20 protein-coding genes are annotated in these 22,129 nt (G+C 55.9%); 10 read left to right on the top strand and 10 right to left on the bottom strand.

Annotated features, from left to right (window positions below):
- Entirely contained in the window at positions 1-345 is a 345-nt protein-coding gene (locus tag ACMYSL_RS26215; protein WP_004098039.1) for a gamma-glutamylcyclotransferase family protein, read from the top strand.
- 199 nt (positions 346-544) lie between these two features.
- Here ACMYSL_RS26215 and ACMYSL_RS26210 read toward each other — a convergent pair whose 3' ends face one another.
- The 6 genes from ACMYSL_RS26210 to ppa all read right to left on the bottom strand — a co-directional run bounded on the left by ACMYSL_RS26210 (position 545) and on the right by ppa (position 5,917).
- Complete coding sequence (locus tag ACMYSL_RS26210) at positions 545-1,195, bottom strand: hypothetical protein (RefSeq protein WP_434660476.1); 651 nt, start codon at positions 1,193-1,195, stop codon at positions 545-547.
- A gap of 14 nt (positions 1,196-1,209) precedes the next feature.
- Complete coding sequence (locus ACMYSL_RS26205) at positions 1,210-1,851, bottom strand: hypothetical protein (protein ID WP_182235794.1); 642 nt, start codon at positions 1,849-1,851, stop codon at positions 1,210-1,212.
- Between the two features lie 3 nt (positions 1,852-1,854).
- The gene (locus tag ACMYSL_RS26200; RefSeq protein ID WP_434660475.1) at positions 1,855-2,787 is read right to left on the bottom strand and encodes a hypothetical protein; all 933 of its coding nucleotides are present in this window, start codon (positions 2,785-2,787) and stop codon (positions 1,855-1,857) included.
- A gap of 44 nt (positions 2,788-2,831) precedes the next feature.
- The gene (locus ACMYSL_RS26195; protein WP_434660474.1) at positions 2,832-4,121 is read right to left on the bottom strand and encodes a hypothetical protein; all 1,290 of its coding nucleotides are present in this window, start codon (positions 4,119-4,121) and stop codon (positions 2,832-2,834) included.
- The gene (locus tag ACMYSL_RS26190) at positions 4,121-5,314 is read right to left on the bottom strand and encodes a hypothetical protein (RefSeq protein WP_434660473.1); all 1,194 of its coding nucleotides are present in this window, start codon (positions 5,312-5,314) and stop codon (positions 4,121-4,123) included. Before ACMYSL_RS26190 ends, ACMYSL_RS26195 begins: the two co-directional genes overlap by 1 nt.
- A 75-nt stretch (positions 5,315-5,389) precedes the next feature.
- Positions 5,390-5,917 carry an inorganic diphosphatase gene (gene ppa / locus ACMYSL_RS26185; protein WP_005134479.1) on the bottom strand — a complete coding sequence of 176 codons (528 nt, stop codon included), beginning with the start codon at positions 5,915-5,917 and terminating at the stop codon, positions 5,390-5,392.
- 403 nt (positions 5,918-6,320) lie between these two features.
- Here ppa and ytfQ point away from each other — a divergent pair, with 403 nt between their 5' ends.
- The 4 genes from ytfQ to yjfF all read left to right on the top strand — a co-directional run bounded on the left by ytfQ (position 6,321) and on the right by yjfF (position 10,954).
- Positions 6,321-7,277, top strand: coding sequence for a galactofuranose ABC transporter, galactofuranose-binding protein YtfQ (ytfQ, locus tag ACMYSL_RS26180; RefSeq protein WP_064356162.1), 957 nt, complete (start codon positions 6,321-6,323; stop codon positions 7,275-7,277).
- A 129-nt stretch (positions 7,278-7,406) separates the two neighbouring features.
- A complete protein-coding gene (ytfR, locus tag ACMYSL_RS26175; RefSeq protein WP_434660470.1) occupies positions 7,407-8,909 on the top strand; it encodes a galactofuranose ABC transporter, ATP-binding protein YtfR in 1,503 nt (500 codons plus the stop codon).
- Positions 8,910-8,919: 10 nt separating this feature from the next.
- The gene (ytfT, locus tag ACMYSL_RS26170) at positions 8,920-9,945 is read left to right on the top strand and encodes a galactofuranose ABC transporter, ATP-binding protein YtfT (RefSeq protein WP_434660468.1); all 1,026 of its coding nucleotides are present in this window, start codon (positions 8,920-8,922) and stop codon (positions 9,943-9,945) included.
- Positions 9,932-10,954, top strand: coding sequence for a galactofuranose ABC transporter, permease protein YjfF (gene yjfF, locus ACMYSL_RS26165; RefSeq protein WP_182235804.1), 1,023 nt, complete (start codon positions 9,932-9,934; stop codon positions 10,952-10,954). Before ytfT ends, yjfF begins: the two co-directional genes overlap by 14 nt.
- A gap of 45 nt (positions 10,955-10,999) precedes the next feature.
- Here the strand turns inward: yjfF and ACMYSL_RS26160 are convergent, their stop codons facing one another.
- The 3 genes from ACMYSL_RS26160 to ACMYSL_RS26150 all read right to left on the bottom strand — a co-directional run bounded on the left by ACMYSL_RS26160 (position 11,000) and on the right by ACMYSL_RS26150 (position 13,796).
- The gene (locus ACMYSL_RS26160) at positions 11,000-12,004 is read right to left on the bottom strand and encodes a SphA family protein (RefSeq protein ID WP_434660464.1); all 1,005 of its coding nucleotides are present in this window, start codon (positions 12,002-12,004) and stop codon (positions 11,000-11,002) included.
- A 155-nt stretch (positions 12,005-12,159) separates the two neighbouring features.
- Positions 12,160-12,651, bottom strand: a complete 492-nt coding sequence (locus ACMYSL_RS26155; protein ID WP_182235808.1) for a flavin reductase family protein — start codon at positions 12,649-12,651, stop codon at positions 12,160-12,162.
- Complete coding sequence (locus tag ACMYSL_RS26150) at positions 12,648-13,796, bottom strand: LLM class flavin-dependent oxidoreductase (RefSeq protein ID WP_434660462.1); 1,149 nt, start codon at positions 13,794-13,796, stop codon at positions 12,648-12,650. The genes ACMYSL_RS26155 and ACMYSL_RS26150 overlap by 4 nt, the downstream gene beginning before the upstream one ends.
- Positions 13,797-13,982: 186 nt before the next feature.
- Here ACMYSL_RS26150 and ACMYSL_RS26145 point away from each other — a divergent pair, with 186 nt between their 5' ends.
- Positions 13,983-14,450: a MarR family winged helix-turn-helix transcriptional regulator gene (locus ACMYSL_RS26145; protein ID WP_434660460.1), complete on the top strand. Its 468-nt coding sequence runs from the start codon at positions 13,983-13,985 to the stop codon at positions 14,448-14,450.
- 121 nt (positions 14,451-14,571) lie between these two features.
- A complete protein-coding gene (locus tag ACMYSL_RS26140) occupies positions 14,572-15,357 on the top strand; it encodes a cyclase family protein (protein ID WP_289179133.1) in 786 nt (261 codons plus the stop codon).
- A gap of 213 nt (positions 15,358-15,570) precedes the next feature.
- On the opposite strand, the gene ACMYSL_RS26135 is transcribed toward ACMYSL_RS26140, so the two are convergent.
- Positions 15,571-16,578: an AraC family transcriptional regulator gene (locus ACMYSL_RS26135; protein WP_182235816.1), complete on the bottom strand. Its 1,008-nt coding sequence runs from the start codon at positions 16,576-16,578 to the stop codon at positions 15,571-15,573.
- 333 nt (positions 16,579-16,911) lie between these two features.
- Here ACMYSL_RS26135 and ACMYSL_RS26130 point away from each other — a divergent pair, with 333 nt between their 5' ends.
- The 3 genes from ACMYSL_RS26130 (at position 16,912) to ACMYSL_RS26120 (ending at position 22,121) form a co-directional block, all read left to right on the top strand.
- Positions 16,912-18,192: an MFS transporter gene (locus tag ACMYSL_RS26130; protein WP_434660458.1), complete on the top strand. Its 1,281-nt coding sequence runs from the start codon at positions 16,912-16,914 to the stop codon at positions 18,190-18,192.
- 255 nt (positions 18,193-18,447) lie between these two features.
- Positions 18,448-20,622 carry a thiamine pyrophosphate-dependent enzyme gene (locus tag ACMYSL_RS26125; protein ID WP_434660456.1) on the top strand — a complete coding sequence of 725 codons (2,175 nt, stop codon included), beginning with the start codon at positions 18,448-18,450 and terminating at the stop codon, positions 20,620-20,622.
- A gap of 11 nt (positions 20,623-20,633) precedes the next feature.
- Positions 20,634-22,121, top strand: a complete 1,488-nt coding sequence (locus ACMYSL_RS26120) for an indolepyruvate oxidoreductase subunit beta family protein (RefSeq protein WP_434660455.1) — start codon at positions 20,634-20,636, stop codon at positions 22,119-22,121.
- Positions 22,122-22,129 lie beyond the last annotated feature (8 nt).

Genomic DNA, 22,129 nt, shown 5'->3' with positions numbered 1-22,129 from the left:
ATGCGAATATTTGTTTACGGCAGTTTACGACGCAAGCAAGGCAACAGCCACTGGATGACCAACGCTCAGTGGCTGGGCGATCATAGTGTCAACGATTATCAATTGTATAGCCTGGGCCACTATCCAGGCGCGGTGCCCGGAGATGGCACGGTACATGGTGAGGTCTATCGTATTGACGCATCGACGCTGGCCGAATTAGATGCGCTGCGTACCAAAGGCGGCGAGTATGCTCGTCACCTGATCCAGACGCCCTATGGTAGCGCCTGGATGTATGTCTATCAGCGCCCTGTCGAGGGCTTCACGCTGATAGAAAGCGGCAACTGGTTGGATAAAGACCAGTATTAATAACGATAACGCCACCTTCGGGTGGCGTTGTTTTTTGCGGGTTAGCACCGGCTGGTTTTTGCCGCCCGGCTTAGCGTAGCGCTTAGTTCCCCGGAGGCGGCGCTCAGCGCGCCTTGTCCGGGCTACCGGCCCGCAGACGGCTGGAAACCTGTAGCCCGGGTAAGGCGTAAGCCGCCACCCGGGAAATGCGGCAAATTAGCTATTCCTGATTTTTCGGCCAGAACATGTGTGGATAGCCGATCTCAGCTAAACCGGTATGCCGCAGGGTAAGGTATCTGGCGCTTTCTTTATCATAAATGGCAGTGGCTGAATGCGTATGACCACTGTAGTAAAGCGGTTGAATGTCATACATCTGTTCAAAAATATCCTTCTGAGCCCAGGCGGGGACATTTTCAATTTGGTAGTCATAGTCGATCTTTTTGCCTTTACTTCCCGGTCCCCCGGCAAACCAGGCCTTCACATCTTCCGTCCCGGTGGTTTTTAGGGCTTTTATCGAACCGAAGCAGAATGAGGACGTTTGTTTCCGCCAGTATTTACGCCCTTCAGCCGTGAGGATATAGCGGTTAATCGTCAACGTTTTATTATTTTCATAGGCGAGGGTTTGCGTGGCGAGCAGCCCCAAAGTGACAAGATTCTCCAGCGTCTGCTGGGTTTTTATGCTATCGGCACTTTGACTTTCCGGCTGCCTGATATCCCAGGGAAAGGAAATCCCCGGCTTACGAATCCCGAAGCAGTGCGCTTTGTCGGTCCAGGTTATCAACTGCGTGTTGATATCCGCCAGATAATCCCGATCGTCGCAGCCGAATAACGTGAAGATAAATAACCCGCAGAGCGTTTTCTTCCATAGCACAGGTAAGATCCTTATCAATTCACATTGAATAACTTGTCTTCACCAACGTAATAATTGCCGATACCGGACAGACTGCGTAGATGCGTTTTATCCGCCATATCGAATCGGGCGCTGCCAGTGATTTTGCCTTCTTTCATCTGCGGAAAAAACTGTGGCATTAATTCTTGCGCCCAGTCAGGAACGGCAGCGATATGGTAAATGAAATCGACTGTGACGGCTCTCTGGTCATTTGATGGACTTATCTGGCTAATTTTTTCCACTTGCACATTACCGAAGCACAGGCCGGTTCTCTCGCTATAGGGCCAACTTGGGCTACTGGAGGCACCTTTATCCGTGAGCCGGTAGTAGTAGTTGGTATATTTACCTGCCTCAATCTCAATTTTCTCCTCAACCAGGCCCTGTTGAATAAACCACGGGACTCCAGCAGTCGGTCGATACCAGGAGGTGAACTCCGCTTGCAGCCTTTCTCGGGTAATCATACATACCGCCTGATTGGCGTAGCGGTTAGCGATATCAAAACGTTTCTGAATTTCCGGGAGCCACTGCTGGTCGTTCAGCTGTGTAACCGGATAGGTGGTTTGCTGCTCTCTGTTATCACAGCCGGTGAGAAACAGGGCGAATGTCAGACCACAAAAGCGTAATTTTTTAATATCCATATATTAGTAGCTCCGTTTAATCCATACGGCTTTTCTTGCCATTCGTGTCCGGGAAATAAAATCATAAATGTTCTTATTGCCATCGGTATACTCAGGCAAACCATTAATTAAATACTCCATCGGATAAGGGAAACAACGTTTAGGATCGGCAGAGTAGTCGTATGCGAGACCTTCCAGCGCGCTGTCGCCTGGTGGTAGATCGCCGCAGGCAGGAACCTGATTTTCCTGATACTGGTAAGCGCTATTAAAGGTTATTCTGCTCACCCAATCGGCTAGCTGCGGCTGGAATTTTTCTGCGCCATAATAATCGCCATTGGTTAGCCAGATGATGTGCCGCTGGCCAAACATGACCGCGCTTATCTCTTGATCGGTGAAGCTTTCCGGGCGTTCATACGTTTTAGTTTTGTTGTCGTACACATAGCGATACGCCCAGGACAAGGTATGATTTTGTTTATTGTAATCAGGCAACTGTAGCCAGTTAAAATCGATTGTTTCAGGAAAGGACCAGGTATGCTTCGGTGGAATTCGCAGCTGTAGCTGTTCAGCCCTTTCTTTCAAAAGAGAAAGATCATCCGATAGTCTTAAATAACCGACGTTGGCAATTTTTATACATAACCTGTTCTTGCTGCTATTACGCGGTGATATATATCTGGTACATCTGAATTCTGAGGTGTTTTTCAGCGGATTGCCGTAGGTTTTTATCTCTTCAGCATAAATATAATTTTCTGGTAAATTTAGTACAGCAATCCCATTTAATGAAATTGTTGCGGGTCCGGCGATAATGGTCTTTTCTGTGCGATCGTCGAAATCATCATCTTCCCGGCTTATTTTCTTTAATTCATCCTGTGTTAAGGACGCCCCGGCGCTGGTATGTCCCGGTAATAGCATCAGGGCAATAAATACCGGCAGTGTTATAGCTATTGTTCTCTGAGCCATGAAGTCTCCTTTTGCTCAACTCTCCGTAAATAGGGACAGGCAGATTATTCAAATGTACCGATCTGATAGTTCAACGTACGGTAATACTCAGGGAAACGGATAAACCGATCGCCAGCGCCATCAAATACCACGTTTTTCCCCGGTAGCTTATAGCGTTGCCAGTTCTTGCCGTCATCGCGGGAAAGATACAAATGTGTTCTGTCGCCGATATCTTTTTCTACCGCCAGAAGATTGTTCCCGGCATAAATTTTCCCTAACCGATCGATATGCTCAAGCACCAACTGCGACGTACCATTTTCCTCTAGCCGATACAGGCCATAGCGTGAAGCGCTTATTCTGCTAACGAGGAAAATCTCCCCCTGCGGCGAACGGGCGATATCGCGGATATTGGTGGCGAGAATTTGCTCCTGCTGTGCGGAGATAATTTGATAGAGAAAACGGCGTTCTCCCCGGCCTTCAGGAAGCGAAACTGTGACGTCGGCCAGTAGCCGCTGGTGGTTATCGATATACCAGCGTAGCTGGCTCAGCCTGGCAGACTGTTCTGCGCTATTGTCCCACTGGATAGTGTTGCGCTTTAGTAGCGGGCGAATATCGGCTGCGATTTGCCAACTTTGTCCCTGGTCTTCTGAAACGGAAAGCGTGTACTGATCCGCCAGCCATAGCTTGCCTGCCTCGGCGCTGACCAGTTTCTGGGAATAAAAGTGTGACGGTATATCTGGCTCAGGAAAGCGCCACTGTGTCAGTTGCTGCCAGTTGATGCCGCCGCCCGGGCTATACCAGACGCTCTTGTTGGCGTGAAAAGGCCCATCGGCAATCAGATAGCACTCACCCTGAAGCGTGCAAACAGGGGCGTCGATGTTTCCCAGCCATAGCGCGGAAGTCTGGAGCTGGCCCTGGCGAGCGAGATGCATGATGCTGGTCAGAGGAATGTTAAACCTGTCATCCCCGCGGTCGGTAGAAGTAAACCGGTTATACCGGCCTTTAATATCGCGTTCCAGCTGCTCTTTTGCCACGAGACGGACATTAAGCAACTGGGACATAAGAGGCGTTATTCGTTCAAGCGGCGGGTTGTAATGGTGAATAACGCGCCGCTGTTGTTTATTCAGCTCATAGCGTTTGACGGTAAACAGCTGTTCGTGGCTGATAAACAGCGCACCGTTGGTAAAGCTGCTGATAATCGGGTCTTCAACCTCTTTTTCCTCGCCGCTCAGTTGGTGCTGCTGCCACGAGATGTTGGGCAGGAAGAGGTTAAACGAAAACGTCGCGGACCACAGGAACGCCGCCAGCGTGACTATCGCGAGAAACAGTAACCGGCGCTTTATCGTGCTGAACATCACATCAGCTCCTGAAGCGTGGTATTAGCTTTGGCGCGACCGAGGTAGCGCTTAAATGCACGCTGTAACGTTAGCCAGTCGCCCACGCGGCCTGAGAGCATACGGGTCGCCAGACTGCACAGTTCGAGGAGCGCGATTATCCCGCCGATGCACAACAACGTTAAGGAAAACAGGTCGAGCATCTCTGTGGCGAATTTCCAGCCGTCCCAGCCGGATGCTCGCATATCATTCATCTCCAGGCCGAACATAAACAGGAACATGACCAGCGCGATGCTATAAAACACCTTATAGACCAGCGACATTTGCTGTTCACCGGGATAGAACGGATGAGCTTTCAGATAAGCGCCGCCATCGCTGCCGTTATAGAGCGCTTGAATATCGCGATTGTCGCGCCGATATACGGCGATTATTCGATCGCCGCCAGCCAGAAAAGGCGGATGACGGCGGTAAAAAAGAGGGTGGAGGTCCCATCGGGTGCCGGTGGTTTGCCAGGAGAAAGAGAGCGGCGCGGCGTTGCACTGGAACAGGACGCCGTGATAGTCGCGATGCGTTTTTCCTGCGCCGGTGGACCACTTCTTAAAATAGAGGCTTTTGATTATCCCTTCTTCAACGCTGAAGCGCTCTGGAACGGGAGTATCGTCGGGAAAGGGGGGGATGCTGCGCCTGGTGGCGGTCGCTACAGGCTGACAGAAGGAGAAATCTCCGCGCCGGACCCGTTCCATTTTCAGCAGTAGCTCGCGCATTTCGGGATGTGCCGTTTGGGCAAAGCGGTGCACCAGGCCGCATAGCCCCACCAGCGCAACTCCCAGCGCCAGCGCCGCGATGACACCGAAAGTGATGACAGCCCAGACTGCGGTTAAATAAATGTAGGTTGGGCAGGCGATAGAGATAAACGCCAGAGTGCCGATAAAAAACGCCAGTAGTTTACCTTTCAGCGACGGCCTGGCCGGTTCGAGCAGAACGTTGCCGTCGCTCAGCCAGTGGATCCAGAAGCTGCCGTCCGGCAGGCGGCGAGCGCCAATATGCAGCGGCTGGTTGAGCTTAAGCTGCTCAAAAAGCGTGGGATCCTGGAAGTAACGCGTATCGGTATAAAAAACGTGGTCACCAGCGACGAGGCGCAGATAGCTCTGCTTCTCAGAAGCGGCAGGGGTAAATCCGGTAAAATTCAGGGTGAAATAGCGGGTGTTTTTCACAAGGTTCCCTCTTGTGCAAGGCTGCAGCGATCCGTTGCTGCAAACAGGCAGGGCGGGCGCCCTGCCTGAAAGAGATTACTTCTTAGCGCGCTCGAAGGAAGCAACGATTTCAGCTTTAGCTGCTTCAGCGTTGTCCCAACCGTCAACTTTTACCCATTTGCCCGCTTCGAGATCTTTGTAGTGCTCGAAGAAGTGGGTGATCTGCGCTTTCAGCAGGTCTGGCAGGTCGTTCACATCTTTGATGTGATCGTATTCTTTGCTCAGCTTGGTGTGCGGTACCGCAACCAGTTTCGCATCTTCGCCGGATTCGTCGGTCATTTTCAGAACGCCAACCGGACGGCAGCGGATCACAGAACCTGGCTCCAGCGGATACGGCGTCGGGACCAGAACGTCTACCGGGTCACCGTCCAGAGACAGGGTGTGGTTGATGTAACCGTAGTTGCACGGATAGAACATCGCCGTGGACATGAAACGGTCAACGAACAGTGCACCGCTCTCTTTGTCGACTTCGTATTTGATTGGGTCTGCGTTCGCCGGGATCTCGATCACGACGTAGATGTCTTCCGGCAGATCTTTGCCCGCAGGTACGTTGAGTAAGCTCATGTCTGTTTCCTTTAAAATGTATGGCAAACAAGTGCCCGGTATTATAGCCAACTCACATCGAATGTCTTTGCTTCTTTTTCCCCAGAACAGGTGGGCGAAGTCTGAATTTTTTGCCGCAAGACAACCTGAAAATCCATAAACATAGCTGCATCCTGAATAAATTTATGTAACCGTTTTCATCGCATATGCTTGATATCTCAAAGTGTGAAAAATTCCGGCATAAATGGTGAGGATGGCGTAGGTCGCGAAGCCTCACCGGCTCTCTACTGCCGTGAATCACGTCAGTTAACACCTGATTAACTTTTTTGAAGTGTGATGTAACGCATTCAGTTACATCTCCGATTGTCTATAGTTTGTCCGCAGGTGAGGCTTTAACCAACAATAACCCTACGAGGATCCTCTTATGTGGAAGCGCTTACTTCTTGTCACAGCAGTTTCCGCAGCTATGTCGTCTATGGCTATGGCTGCCCCTCTGACCGTAGGTTTTTCTCAGGTCGGCTCTGAATCCGGCTGGCGTGCGGCTGAAACCAACGTTGCGAAAGAGGAAGCCGCCAAGCGCGGCATCACTCTGAAGATTGCTGACGCCCAACAAAAACAGGAAAACCAGATTAAAGCCGTACGTTCCTTTATTGCTCAGGGCGTCGACGCCATCTTTATTGCCCCGGTGGTCGCGACCGGCTGGGAACCGGTACTAAAAGAAGCGAAAGAAGCAAAAATCCCGGTATTCCTGCTCGACCGTTCTATTGATGTTAAAGACAAAGATCTCTACATGACCACCGTCACCGCCAACAACGTGCTGGAAGGCCAGCTGATTGGCGAGTGGCTGGTGAAAACCGTTGACGGTAAACCGTGTAACGTCGTTGAGCTACAGGGCACCGTCGGGGCCAGCGTGGCGATTGACCGTAAGAAAGGCTTTGCTGAAGCGATTTCTAAAGCCTCCAATATAAAAATTATCCGCTCCCAGTCCGGCGACTTTACCCGCAGTAAAGGCAAAGAAGTGATGGAGAGCTTTATCAAAGCGGAAAATAACGGCAAGAACATTTGCATGGTTTACGCCCATAACGACGACATGGTGATCGGCGCGATTCAGGCGATTAAAGAGGCCGGGCTGAAGCCGGGTAAAGATATTCTGACCGGCTCTATCGACGGCGTGCCGGATATCTATAAAGCGATGATGGCCGGTGAAGCGAACGCCAGCGTAGAGCTGACGCCGAATATGGCCGGCCCGGCGTTTGACGCGCTGGAGAAATACAAAAAAGACGGCACTCTGCCGGAGAAAGTGACCATCACCAAATCGACGCTCTACTTACCGGATACGGCGAAAGAAGAGTTAGAGAAGAAGAAAAATATGGGCTACTAAGCGGCTGATACCCTCACCCCAACCCTCTCCCTGAAAGGGAGAGGGAGTCGGGCGGTGCGGGTTGCTAGTTGGGCACAATATGTTCCCTCTCACCCTCGGGGAGAGGGCCAGGGTGAGGGGGAGCGCAGCATGACCACTGAAACCAACCTGGAAATCCTCCGCACTGAGGGGCTCTGCCAGTATTTCCCCGGCGTGAAAGCGCTGGATAACGTTAACTTCAGCCTGCGGCGTGGTGAAATTATGGCGCTGCTCGGCGAAAACGGTGCTGGAAAATCAACGCTCATCAAAGCGCTGACCGGTGTTTACCATGCCAACAGCGGCAGCATCTGGCTGGAAGGTCAGGAGATCTCGCCGAAGAATACCGCCCATGCCCAGCAGTTGGGGATCGGCACCGTTTACCAGGAAGTGAACCTGCTGCCGAATATGTCGGTGGCGGATAATCTGTTTATTGGTCGTGAACCACGGCGTTTTGGCCTGCTGCGGCGCAAAGAGATGGAAAAGCGCGCCACGGCGCTAATGGAATCCTACGGTTTTTCCCTCGACGTGCGCGAACCGCTCAACCGCTTTTCGGTCGCGATGCAGCAGATTGTTGCTATCTGTCGGGCGATCGATCTGTCAGCAAAAGTCTTAATTCTTGATGAACCCACCGCCAGTCTGGATACCCAGGAGGTGGAGATGCTCTTCACCTTGATGCGCCAACTGCGCGATAGCGGCGTCAGCCTGATTTTCGTCACCCACTTCCTCGACCAGGTTTATGCCGTCAGCGACCGGATCACCGTTTTGCGTAATGGCGGCTTCGTCGGCTGTCGGGAAACCCGCGAGCTGCCGCAAATTGAACTGGTGAAAATGATGCTGGGCCGCGAGCTGGAGCATAACGCCCTGCAGCGTGCGGGCCGCACTCTGCTAAGCGACAAACCGGTTGCCGCCTTCGAGGGTTTTGGCAAAAAAGGCACCATCGCCCCGTTTAATCTGCAGGTTCGCCCCGGGGAAATCGTCGGCCTGGCGGGTCTGCTAGGCTCAGGGCGCACGGAAACCGCTGAGGTCATTTTCGGCATCAAACCCGCCGACAGCGGCAAAGCGTGGATCAAAGGCAAACCGCAAACCCTGCGCTCGCCGCATCAGGCCTCCTGCCTTGGAATCGGCTTTTGCCCGGAAGATCGTAAAACCGACGGCATCATCGCCGCCGCCTCGGTGCGGGAAAATATCATTCTCGCGCTCCAGGCACAGCGCGGTTGGCTGCGCCCGATTGGTCGGCGCGAACAAAATGAGATTGCCGAGCGTTTTATCCGTCAGTTGGGGATCCGTACCCCCAGCGCCGAGCAGCCGATCGAGTTCCTCTCCGGCGGCAATCAGCAGAAAGTGCTGCTCTCGCGCTGGCTGCTGACCAAACCGCAGTTTCTGATCCTGGATGAACCGACTCGCGGTATCGACGTGGGTGCCCATGCGGAGATCATCCGCCTGATTGAAACCCTCTGCGCCGATGGTCTGGCGCTGCTGGTTATCTCTTCGGAGCTGGAAGAATTGGTGGGTTATGCCGACCGGGTGATTATCATGCGCGATCGCCAACAGGTGGCGGAACTGGCTCTGAGCGAGCTCTCCGTCCCGGCGATCATGAACGCTATTGCGGCATAAGGAGTAACCGATGATGCCTCGATCTGTTCCGAAAACCGACCAGCCAAAACGACGCTTTAGCTGGCCAAAAGGGATGCCGCAAATTATTGCGCTGCTGTTGGTGCTGGTCGTTGATAGCCTGGTGGCCCCGCATTTCTACCAGATAGTGTTGCAGGAAGGACGGCTGTTCGGCAGCCCGATTGATATTTTGAATCGTGCAGCGCCGGTAGCTCTGCTGGCAATTGGTATGACGCTGGTTATCGCCACCGGTGGGATTGACCTGTCTGTGGGCGCGGTGATGGCGATTGCCGGAGCCACGGCGGCGTCGATGACCGTGGCGGGCCATAGCCTGACCGTTGTGCTGCTGGCATCACTGGCGGCCGGTGCGCTGGCCGGTTTGTGGAATGGGATTCTGGTCGCGATACTGAAGATCCAGCCGTTCGTCGCCACTTTGATCCTGATGGTGGCCGGACGCGGAGTTGCCCAACTGATCACTTCCGGGCAGATCGTGACATTTGATTCTCCACATCTTGCCTGGCTCGGCAGCGGGTCTCTGCTGCTGTTCCCGACGCCGGTGATCATTGCCATCGTTACGCTGGCGCTATTCTGGCTGTTTACCCGTAAGACCGCGCTGGGGATGTTTATTGAAGCGGTGGGCATTAACATCCGTGCGGCGAAAAACGCCGGGGTGAATACCCGCATCGTGGTGATGCTGGCCTACGTATTAAGCGGCGTTTGTGCGGCTATCGCCGGGATTATCGTGGCGGCGGATATTCGCGGTGCCGATGCCAATAACGCCGGATTATGGCTGGAGCTGGACGCTATTCTGGCGGTGGTGATCGGCGGCGGCTCGCTGATGGGCGGGCGCTTTAACCTGCTGCTCTCGGTGGTCGGGGCACTGATTATCCAGGGGATGAATACCGGGATCCTGCTGTCAGGATTTCCGCCGGAGCTTAACCAGGTGGTCAAAGCCGTGGTGGTGCTGTGCGTACTGATCGTTCAGTCGCCGCGCTTTATCAGCTTACTGAAGGGGATACGTGGCCATGATAAAACGTAATTTACCGTTAATGATCACTCTGGCGGTGTTTGTGCTGGGCTATCTCTACTGCCTGACCCAATTTCCCGGCTTTGCCTCGACGCGGGTGATCTGCAATATCCTGACCGATAACGCTTTCCTTGGGATCATTGCCGTCGGCATGACCTTTGTGATCCTCTCCGGCGGGATCGATCTGTCGGTGGGTTCGGTGATCGCGTTTACCGGGGTCTTTCTTGCCAAAGCGATCGGCTTTTGGGGGATCTCGCCGCTGGTGGCGTTTCCGCTGGTGCTGGTGATGGGCTGCGCCTTTGGCGCGTTTATGGGCTTGCTGATCGATGCGCTGAAGATCCCGGCGTTTATCATCACTCTCGCCGGAATGTTTTTCCTGCGGGGCGTCAGCTACCTGGTTTCTGAAGAGTCGATTCCCATCGATCACCCGGTCTATGACACCCTTTCCAGCCTGGCATGGATGATCCCCGGCGGCGGTCGCTTAAGCGCGATGGGTCTACTGATGCTGCTGGTAGTGGTCGCCGGGATTTTTATGGCCCACCGCACTCGCTTTGGCAATCAGGTTTACGCCATTGGCGGCAGCGCCACCTCGGCGAATCTGATGGGTATCTCTACGCGCAGTACCACCATTCGCATCTATATGCTCTCCACCGGGCTGGCGACGCTGGCCGGAATTGTTTTCTCCATTTATACCCAAGCGGGCTATGCGCTGGCGGGCGTTGGCGTTGAGCTGGACGCCATTGCTTCGGTGGTTATCGGCGGCACGCTGTTAAGCGGTGGGGTAGGAACGGTGCTGGGCACGCTGTTTGGCGTGGCGATTCAGGGGCTGATTCAGACCTACATCAACTTCGACGGCACCCTGAGTTCGTGGTGGACCAAAATCGCCATCGGGATCCTGCTGTTTGTCTTTATTGCGCTTCAGCGCGGCCTGACGGTGCTGTGGGAGAATCGGCAGAGTTCACCGGTCACGCGAGTGAATAACGTGCCAGCCAATCATGCTGGTGCGACCGACAAGTGGTGAAGTGACCGGGCCTGATGAGCAAAACGCCATCAGGCACTGGTTTTTTTAAAATCCATGAATATAAAACAGGTTCACGATCGCGCTGTTTCTGAGCCGGTTTTCCACCGCCGTTTCGGTGTAGAAGTTTAGCGTCAGGGTGTTATTGGCCGAATGATTCCACATCAGCCCGGGGCCAATGCCTAATACCTGCTCGCGTGAGTTTGGTAGGTCATCGCCATTTACTTTATCGTCGGAAATTTGCTTCAGATAATAGCCGTTAATACCCAGATGCCACTTGGGCGCCACTTCATATTCGGCAGCAAAGTTGAGCCAGGCCAGCTGACCGGCGCGGGTGCGTTGCACGCTTTCGCCTTTCCAGTCCAGCGGGGCGCTGCTGGCCGGGTTGGTATTATTGAAGTTCACCAGGTACTGTAAACGCCAGTTTAACGAGGCGCGCGGGGCAAAGAGCCAGGTGGCGGCCCAGGTTGGCGTAAACGACCATTGGTTCGCCCCCGGATTAATGTCCTGCTTCGCGTCATATTTTCCGGTGGGCACGTTGAAGCCGATTTCAAAACGCTGGGCAAACAGCGGCGTGCCCTGTGCATCCATCACCGGGTTAATTTGCAGATAGGTGCCGATAAAAATATCGCCAAACCCAGCGTCATTGGCCTGCAATTTTGCCGGAGCATCGCCGAAATCGGTATGAAAGCCGACGATCGGAATAATCAGGTCTAAACCCAGCGAGGCATTCTCAAACGGGGAGTGTGCAAAGGTATAGAGAAATTGGTGGCTGGTTAGCCAGGTATCCACATTGCTTTTGCCAAAGGCATCTATTTTATTCCCGGCGCTGTCTTTAATCGCATTCGCATGGGTATAGCGATAATAGCCCAGATAGGACAGCTGTCCCGGCGCGGCGGCCGGGAAGCCGTCAAAAAAGCTGGTCAGGCCGAGGTTGATGCCAGCAGGCTCTGCCACCGACGGTGTAGCGGCTTCTGCCGGAGCATGGGTCAGTAAAATGAGCGCAAGAAGCCCCCCGACTCTGCGAGAGAGCCTGGTAAATGATACGGACATGATTTTCTACCTTTTAACGACCTACCGTCTTTCCAGTTGCAGGGAGGAACCAAGTCGACACATCGGAATTGACCCGCCTTCCTGCAACTCGAAATCCATTAGGGTATAAAATAATCGTTTCTGGAATACATCGACCAGGCTTATCAGGAACGGAACTAGGCGATACGACGGGTCTGCACTGGCTCACCGTTGCGATAGAGCAGACAATCGCGGTCGTTCCGCTCAACGGCGACGACCGTGGCGGTCACGATGCTGTGGGTGGTGTCATCAATGATCTGATCCACCACGCAGTCGAAGCTCACCGCGGTGCCTTCCAGCATTGGTGCGCCTGACTTCAGCGGATACCAGTTTCCCTGGCTGAAGCGCTGCTCGCCGTGAAACGCTTTACTGGCGAAACGCATGGCGTGGTCGAGCTGTTCACTGGCCAGCACGTTGATGCCAATCCCCTCGCCAACGTTCAGCTGGCGATGGGCGCTGGCGCTTTTGCCAACGCAGACCAACACGCGCGGTGGATCGACGCTCACCGAGCAGAACGACGAGGCGGTTAAACCGTTACGCTGCTCGTCGGAATGGACGGTAATCACCGCCACCGGCAGCGTCAGTTGACGCATGCCCAGTTTGAACTCATCAGCAGACAGAGAACTCATGCGGCTTCTCCTGAGGCGGAATCATACGGACGGAACGGCTCACGCAGGCCACGGGCTTCCAGGCGCGGCAGCACTTTGTCGCGGAAATAGGGGAACTCGCTGACATAGTCGGTGAACGACAGCGTGGTGCCGGAGAAACCGGTACGATACAACTGCTCCAGGCCGTCGGCGACATCGTCCGGCGTCCCGACCAGCGGGAAGCCGCCGTGGCCGGCAGAGAAGCGGTCGCGAATCAGTTTGAGCTGATCTTTCGGGAACGATTCGGCGTTCTCGAACATCAGACGAATAATGTTATCCACCGCTGCCCAGTCGGCGTTCTGCTGGGAATAGTAGTGGTGATACTCCTCGGCTTCCGCGCGAGTTGGGCGGCAGACGACGTAGGAGAAGGTCAGAATATTGAGCGCTTTCTGGCGTGCGGCATCGAGGGCCTTCTGCTTCAACTCGACAATCTCTTTTGCGGAGCGCTCCAGGGTGATTGCGGAGGTGAACAGGAAATCGGCGTTGCGAATGGCGAAATCGCGCCCTTCGCCGGAACCGGCGGCGTTAAATATCGGGATGTCTTGTTGCAGCGGTAACGGCAGACCGTAGGTGTCTTTCAGCTTGAAGAAATTGCCGTCCCAGTTGAAGGCTTTCTCTTCGCGCCACAGTTTGCGGATCACCTCAAACCACTCCTGGCCGTAGGCGTAGCGGCTTTCGTGATCGTAGGCGAGGTCGCCGCCCAGCGCTTCATATTCCGGGCGGTTCCAGCCGCAAACCACGTTCAGCCCCGCGCGGCCCTGGCTGATGTGATCCATCGTTGCCAGCTGTTTTGCCACTACCACTGGATGGTTAAAAGAGGTATGAACGGTAGAAAAGACGCTGATATGGCGAGTCGCCGCCAGCAGCGCGGAGGCCCAGGTGACGGTCTCCAGCACGTTGCCGTGGAAGTTGGTTTCGCCGCCGTAGCCGATCCAGCGGGCGATCGGCAGCAGAAACTCGATCCCGGCTTCATCGGCGAGCTGTGCCATTTTCAGGTTGTTTTCCCAGGAGTTGTTCCAGCGATCTTCAATTTTGGTGACAGCCATACCGCCGGAGCAGTTCGCTGCAAAGAAACCCAATTTAAACTTATTGTTATTCAGGATCCGGTTTACTTTAGTGTTTGCCATGAGGTGGCTCCTTTCGAAAGTAGGTGATGACTTAACACAACTAAGCAATGGGTATATATTTTATACATGAATATTTTATGCTTAAACAATATCGATTGCTTAATAATCACCCACCTGTGAGAGCAATCACATAATAAAATGTGATGATTAGGCTGGGATGTGATGAGAAAAAGAGGTAAATAATTAATGAAATCAAATGTATCTGCTATTTCACTTGAAGCCGGCTCGCGCGATGTCAAACTGTGGCTGCGGCTGTTATCGTGCGTCAACATCATTGAAACCGAACTTCGTCAGCGGATGCGTGAGCAGTTTGGCAGCACGCTGCCGCGCTTTGATATGCTGGCGCAGCTGGATCGCTTCCCGGACGGTATCAAGATGGGCGAACTGTCGCGACTGATGCTGGTGACGGGCGGCAACATTACAGGGCTTGCCGATAGTCTGGAAAAAGAGGGCATGGCGGTGCGGGTGTACGATCCCAACGATCGTCGCTCGTGTCGGATCAAACTGACCGCGTCCGGCAAACAGCAGTTTGATCTGATGGCGGCGGCGCACCAGGGCTGGCTGAACGAACTGATGGCCGCTCTGCCGGTGAAAGAAAAAGATCAGCTCTATACGCTACTGGGCAATTTTAAGAGCCAGTTCCCAGGAATGTAACGCCAACGGAAGTTTTTTCACTTTCTGGATAACAGCTTCAGGAAATGGATAGAGCGTTTGCCGGGCCTGCTTACAATGTTACTTGTTTGTTAATTTCAATTTCCCAAACAGGTGACCGCGTATGAACAAAGCATTGCTGACTGAATTTTCTGAGGGGATCGCTCAGGGCGCGATCCGGATTGTCGATTTAACGCAAACGCTGAGCGAACGCTTCCCGACGCTGCAGCTGCCGCCGCAGTTCGGCCAGGCCTGGGGCTTTAAAAAAGAGACCATTTCCCACTACGATGAAAATGGCCCCGGTTGGTACTGGAACAACTTTACCTGTAGCGAACACACCGGCACTCACTTTGATGCGCCGGCGCACTGGGTGAGCGGTCGTGAGCATCATGAAAATACCGTTGATACCATCAACCCTGCGGCGTTCATCGGCCCGGCGGTGGTGGTGGATGCCAGCCGCGAGGTAGCGGAAAATCCGGACTGGATCCTGTCGGTAGATTACCTGGAAAGCTGGGAAAAACAGCACGGGAAGATCCCGGAAGGCGCCTGGGTGCTATTCCGCACCGACTGGTCGAAAAAGGCTGATGACGGCGCGGCGTTCCTCAACATGCGCGAAGATGGCGCCCACACGCCAGGCCCGGCGCAGGCAACCGTCGAATGGCTGATTGAAGCGCGCAACGTACGTGGCTTTGGCGTGGAAACCATTAACACCGACGCCGGGCAATCCTACGCCTGGCCGGTGCCCTATCCCTGCCATACCCTGATGCACGGCGCTAATAAATATGGCCTGCAATGCTTGACCAACCTCGATCAATTACCGACGCGCGGTGCGGTGATTATCGCGGCCCCGCTCAAAATTGAGCAGGGTTCCGGTAGCCCGTTACGCGTACTGGCGTTGATTAGCGAATAACTTCAACACAAATACACGCAGTCATTCGAGTTGCAGGAACGAGCGCAGCCAACGCATCTGCAACTTGAAGCACGACGTGTATACTCTAAATAATTCGAGTTGCAGGAAGGCGGCGACGCAGGGAATCCCCAGGAGCTTACTCCAGTAAGTGACTGGGGTGAGCGAGGAAAGCCAACGCACATGCAACTTGAAGTATGACGAGTATATTGCCGGTTAGCGCTTACGCATGCTCTGACTGGGCGTCTCACCAAAGCGCGCTTTGTACTCGGCGCTAAAGCGCCCCATATGGGCGAATCCCCAGCGCAGCGCAGCGCCTGTTACGTTGTTTACCTCGCCGGAAAGCAGCTCGGCACGCACCCGCTCCATACGGGTATCTCGCAGATATTGCATCGGGCTGACGCCAAGAAAATTTTTAAACCCCGCATACAGTCCACGCAGGCTAACGCCGCCAATCCCCGCCAGCGCTTCCGCGCTCAGCGTTTCGTGCGCGTGGGCGTGAATGTACTCTTGCACGCGGCGGACGTGGGCCGGGCGAATGCTGGAACGCTTGCTGTCAGCGGGTTGGCGGTAGTTATGCTGGTGGCTATTGAGCAGCGTGGTGGCGACCAGTTGCTCCATCTGCTGGCGAATCAGACGGTGTTTTTCCAGGTCCAGCCCCTGGCTGGCGCACTCCAGCAGATAACCAATGAGCGCACACCACGCCGGATTATCCTGCCAGCGAAACGCGGTCTCGAAGCGCAGCGGTTCGTTCAGAGGCTGGCCAAGCTGGCCGACCAGCATGTTCTCCAGCAGCGAGCGGGAGATGCGCAGCAGAAACTGATCGTTGCCAGGCTCCCAGCGCATACGGGTGACGTCTTCCGGGTTAATCACCGTGGCCAGCTGCGGACCGGATAGGATCTCCTGACCTTCGCTCACCACTGTGGCGCTACCGTGCAGCGGCATCTGCACCAGAAAAAAATCCTTCATCAGGCACGGCGCGATATCCACCCGCGAGCTGTAGCGCAGGCGGTTAAGTGAGATTTCACCCATCGGAATGTGGTGCATCCGCACGTCGGCGCGTGCGCCGCGATCGACCAGATCCACCTGGCAAGGTTTGAAGATCCGTCCTACGACGGCACCTGCTTGCTCCAGCGTGGCGGAGGTAAACAGCAAGTTGGCGGACGAATTGAGATGACTAAGCGCAGCGGACAGGCGCGGTGAGACGATATCGTTGATCAACATAACAGACTCCTCGTGGAGACGACGTAAAGGTGAAACGTCCTGCCTGTTGTTGATTTCTGGCCGTCATACGCGAACGCGTTGCTTTAATCAACATTCCATTAACAACTTGCTAACGCATACACGTTAACTGGAATTCAGAAGTTATGTCAGAGCAAATTCCGATAACGAGAGATGGATCGCGCAGATTTTGTTATCGCTGAGGGCGGAGAAATGCCATTTTGCGCGGTGATTATCCGGCTTGTGCAGATATAACTGCTGGCCGACGGAGGGAGGATTGATCCTTTGCGCCACTTTTCTTATCGCTGATGGTGTGTCCACTAACCGGAGTTTGCCATGACCATTGCGATGACAAAGAGTGCGGTGCGTCCGTACGCCGTGACCCGCCGGGTATTACTGGTGTGCTGGTTGAGTATTTTATTTGAAGGCTATGATGTTGGCGTGATGGGGGCGGTGCTTTCCAGTATGGCGGAAGACGCTGGCTGGGGGCTGACGCCGCTGGAGCTGGGGGCGCTCAGTAGCTACGCGCTGGTGGGAATGTTCTTCGGCGCATTCGCTGCCGGTTCTCTGAGCGAACGTATCGGGCGTCGGCGGATGCTGCTGCTGTGCGTCGGGCTGTTCTCGCTTTCGATGATTGCCACTACCTGGGCGCCGACGCCGCTGCTGTTCGGCGTGGCGCGCTTTATCGGCGGGCTGGGGCTGGGCGGGGTGATCCCGGTGGCGGCGGCGCTGACCGTTGAATATTCGCCGCCGGAGCGGCGCAGCTACAACTACGGGATTATGTATTCTGGCTACTCGCTGGGCATTCTGTGCTCGGCACTGGTGGCGATGTGGCTGATTCCCCATTTCGGCTGGCGCAGCGTGATTGGCGTGGGCGCACTGCCGCTGCTGGTGCTGTGGCCGATGTCGCGCCTGCTGCCGGAGTCGCTAGAGTATCTGGTCAGCAGTGGGCGAATGATTGAGGCGCGTGAGCTGTCATCGCGTCTCGGCGTTCCGCTGCCGGAAGCGGAAACGCCGCGTCTGCAGCAGGAGGGCTGGCGTAAAACCGGCAGCCTGCTGTTCTCGGGCGACTATCTGCGCGCCACGGCCTGCTTCTGGGTCGCCTTATTCTGCGGCATGTTGCTGGTCTATGGTCTCAACACCTGGCTGCCGAGCATCATGCGCAAAAGCGGCTATGCGCTGGGGCCGAGCCTGCTGTTTCTGGTGGTGTTTAGCCTCGCCTCGGCGGTGGGCGGGTTGTTCCTCGGGCGCATTGCCGATCGTATCGGCGCGAAGCGGGCGGTGGCGCTTTCTTACCTCGTGGGCGGCGCGGGCATCTGCGCGCTGATGTTCCCGCACTCGCTGCCGGTCAACATTCTGCTGACCGCGCTGGCAGGTGTCGGCAGTATTTCTGCATCGCTTATTTTGACCGGCTATCTGGCGACCTGGTATCCGGGCAACAGCCGCGCGGCGGCCACCGGTTGGGCGCTGAGCTTTGCGCGTATCGGCGCGATGAGCGGGCCACTGTTTGGCGCGTGGATAGCCAGCAGCGGGCTATCGCTGTCGTGGAACTTTGGCGCGTTTGCGCTGGTGTCGCTGGTCGCGGCGGTGACGGTGATGTTGTTGCCGAAACGGTAAAATGGTAGGCCTGATAAGCGCAGCGCCATCAGGCAATTCGGCGCACAGTGCCAGATGGCGGCGTTGCCTTATCCGGCCTACACGCTTTTAAATTACGGTGCGTTAACCCTCACCCATCCCCATTTTTATCCCCCTTCTGCAATCGCTATCCATCTTCCGCACAAATGACAATTCCATGACAAATCATGGATTGCCCCTCCTTCGCACGTTGCTTACAAGTTAATCAGACCAAATTGAAATGAAAGTGAGGTTGTGATGGCTGAACGTTCGTTTGTTGAAGAGGTAAAGAAACTGACTTTACCGGCAGGTTCTGTATTTAGCGGCGAAGGTATTCTGGCCGTCACTAAAGCGCTGCTGGAATCCGGTGTCTCCTACGTGGCTGGCTATCAGGGCGCGCCTATTTCCCACTTGATGGACGTGCTGGCCGATGCCCAACCGATCCTCGACGAGTATGGCATTCGCTTTGAAAACAGCGCCAGCGAAGCTACCGCGGCGGCGACGCTGGCGGCGTCGGTCAACTACCCCCTGCGCGGCGCGGTGACCTTTAAGGCGACGGTTGGCACCAACGTGGCTTCCGACGCGCTGGCCAACCTCTCCTCCGGCGGCGTGCTGGGCGGAGCGTTGATTATCGTCGGCGAAGACTACGGCGAAGGTTCATCAATCATGCAGGAGCGCAGCCATGCGTTCGCCATGAAATCGCAGATGTGGCTGCTCGACCCGCGCCCGAACCTGCCGTGCATCGTGCAGGCGGTGAAGGATGGCTTTGAACTGTCTGAGGCCAGCAACACCCCGGTGATGTTGCAAATGCGCATTCGTTCTTGTCACGTTCACGGCCAGTTTGTCACCTCGGAAAACCGTGCTCCGGCGTTTACGGTGAAACAGGCGCTGGAAAATCCGCAGCGCGACGTCAGCCGCATCGTGCTGCCACCCGCCAGCTTCCTGCATGAAAAAGAGAAAGTTGATCAGCGCTGGCCTGCTGCGGTGCGCTTCATTCGCGAACGTCGCCTGAACGAGTTCTTCTCCTCTGACGCCGATGATATTGGCATCGTGCTACAGGGTGGCAACTACAACACGCTGATTCGCGCTCTTAACCAGCTGGATCTGGCCGATGTGTTTGGCAACAGCAAAATCCCGCTGTACGTGATGAACGTCGCCTACCCGCTGGTAGAAGAAGAGTTGGACGAGTTCTGCTGCAACAAGCGTGCGGTGCTGGTGCTGGAGGAGGGACAGCCGAACTTCGTTGAACAGAATATTGCTAACATCCTGCGCCAGAAGGGGCTAAGCGCCAAACTGCACGGTAAAGACCTGCTGCCGCTGGCCGGCGAGTACAACACCGCCACCGTGCTGGCGGGGCTGCGCGCCTTCTTTGAACGTTACGATCGTTTGGAGCCGGATGCCCTGGCAGCCGCGCGCCAGGTGCGTATTCCGCTGGCCAACGTGATGCCGGACGTCGTCAACGCCGCGCCGCCTGCGCTGGCTGATGCGATTCACGCTCGCCCGCCGGGATTCTGCACCGGCTGCCCGGAGCGGCCGATTTTTACCGCCATGAAGCTGATTGAGCGCGAGCTTGGCCCGCACCACATCAGCGCCGACATCGGCTGCCATCTGTTCTCGATTCTGCCGCCGTTTAATCTCGGCAATACCACCATGGGCTACGGCCTGGGCGGCGCGGGAGCTGCGGCGCTCAATAGCAAAGACGGCAAGCGCGCCATCTCGGTGATGGGTGACGGCGGTTTCTGGCACAACGGTTTGACCAGCGGCATCGCCAACAGCGTATTTAACCAGAGCAACAACCTGACCATCGTGGTTGACAACAGCTACACCTCGGCCACCGGCGGACAGGACATTCTGTCGTCCACCGCGCAAAACGCCACCCGCAGTACCGGTCACGCTATTGAGCAGGCGGTGAAGGGCGTTGGCGTGAAATGGGTGAAAACGGTGCGTCGCACCTACGACCTGAAAACTATGACCGCTACTCTGCGCGACGCTTTAACCAGCAAAACGCCGGGCCCGAAGGTGCTGATTGCCCAGAGCGAATGCATGCTCAACCGCCAGCGCCGCGAAAAGCAGCAGGTGCGTAAAGCGCTGGAGAGCGGCAAACGCGTGGTGGCGGAGCGCTTCGGCGTGGATAGCGACACCTGTACCGGCGACCACTCCTGCATTCGTCTTTCCGGCTGTCCGTCGCTGTCGATTAAACCGAACCCGGATCCACTGCGCACCGACCCGGTCGCAACGGTGATCAACAGCTGCGTCGGCTGCGGCCTGTGCGGCGAAGTGTCGCATGCCGCCGTGTTGTGCCCCTCGTTTTATCGAGCGCGCATCGTCACCCATCCGGGGCGCAGCGAACGCTGGAGAGAGGCGATTCGTCGTCCATTAATCAACTGGTTACAGCGCCGGAACGCCCGTCGCCTGGCCCGCGTTAGCCTGTAAGGAGCACTCAGATGCCGAAAGTACAGCCCATCAAAATCGCCATTCTGGCGATGGGCGGGGAAGGGGGCGGCGTGCTCGCCGACTGGATTGTCAACCTGGGCGAAGAGAACGGCTATTTCGCCCAGACCACCTCGGTACCGGGCGTGGCGCAACGTACCGGCTCCACCATTTATTACGTCGAGTTGTTTCCCGGCCTGCACGAGCTGGATAAACCGCCGGTGCTGGCGTTGATGCCGATGCCGGGCGACGTAGACGTGGTGCTGGCCTCCGAGCTGATGGAAGCCGGGCGCGCGGTGCAGCGCGGGTTAGTGACGCAGCAGCGCACCACGCTGATCGCCTCCACCCACCGCGTTTACTCCATTGGTGAAAAAACGGCGATGGGCGACGGTCGTGTGAATAACACCACGTTGATCGACCACGCCAGCAGGGCCGCGCGCAAATTTATCCGCTTCGACATGGCGAAAACGGCGGAAGAGAGCCGCAGCGTGATTAGCGCCGTACTCTTTGGCGCGCTGTGCGGTTCTGGCGTGCTGCCGTTCAACCAGCAGCAGTTTGAAGAAACCATTACTCGCGGCGGCGTAGGGGTGAAAACCAGCCTTGTCGCCTTCGCCCAGGGGGTGATGAACACCCGTCTGGAAGAGGCGGAACCGGCAGTGGTCACCACTCAGGCGCCTCAGCCTTCCAATGAGAAAGTGGCGGCGTTGCTGACGCGCATCCATCAGGAACTGCCGGAAAGCGCACAGCCGACTGCCATTGAAGGCGTGCGCCGCCTGTTGGATTACCAGGACGTGGCCTACGCGCTGAACTATCTCGATCGTCTGGCCTCGCTGACCGCTGCGCCCGGCGGTAACGATGAGCTGCTGCTGCGTGAGGCCGCGCGTCATCTGGCGCTGTGGATGTCGTGGGAAGACACCATTCGCGTGGCGGACCTGAAGATTCGCGGTAGCCGCTTTGAGCGTATCCGCAGCGACGTGAAGCTGCAGGAAAACCAACATCTGAGTATCAACGAATACATGCACCCACGGCTGGAAGAGATCTGCGAAACCCTGCCCACCGGGCTGGGGCGCTGGCTGCAACAGCCGGGCTTTTGTCAGCGGCTGTTGAGCAATGCCACACGCAAAGGACGCGTGGTAACCACCAGTTCGCTGCGTGGCTACCTGCTGCTGTGGACGCTGGCGCGCTGGCGTCGCGGGCGTCGCCTGACCCTGCGCTACCAGCTGGAAACGGCGCGTATTGACGAATGGCTGCAGTACGTTATCCGCGCGGCGGCGTTCAACCCGGCGCTGGCGCTGGAAATCGTGCAGTGCCAGCGGCTGGTGAAAGGCTACGGCGATACCCACGCCCGCGGGTTACGTAACTACCAGACGTTAATCGGCATTGTGGAGCGCCACGATTGTCGTCTGCCGCCCGCCACTTTGCGCGAGCTGCGCGATGCGGCGCTGGCGGATGAACATGGCGATAAGTTGCGCGAGTGCCAGGTGCGCCTGGCGCTGAACTAAGGAGCTTT

The sequence above is a fragment of the Klebsiella sp. MISC125 genome, from assembly GCF_051131775.1.
Lineage (GTDB): Bacteria > Pseudomonadota > Gammaproteobacteria > Enterobacterales > Enterobacteriaceae > Klebsiella.
This window is presented reverse-complemented; position numbering and strand designations above follow the sequence as displayed.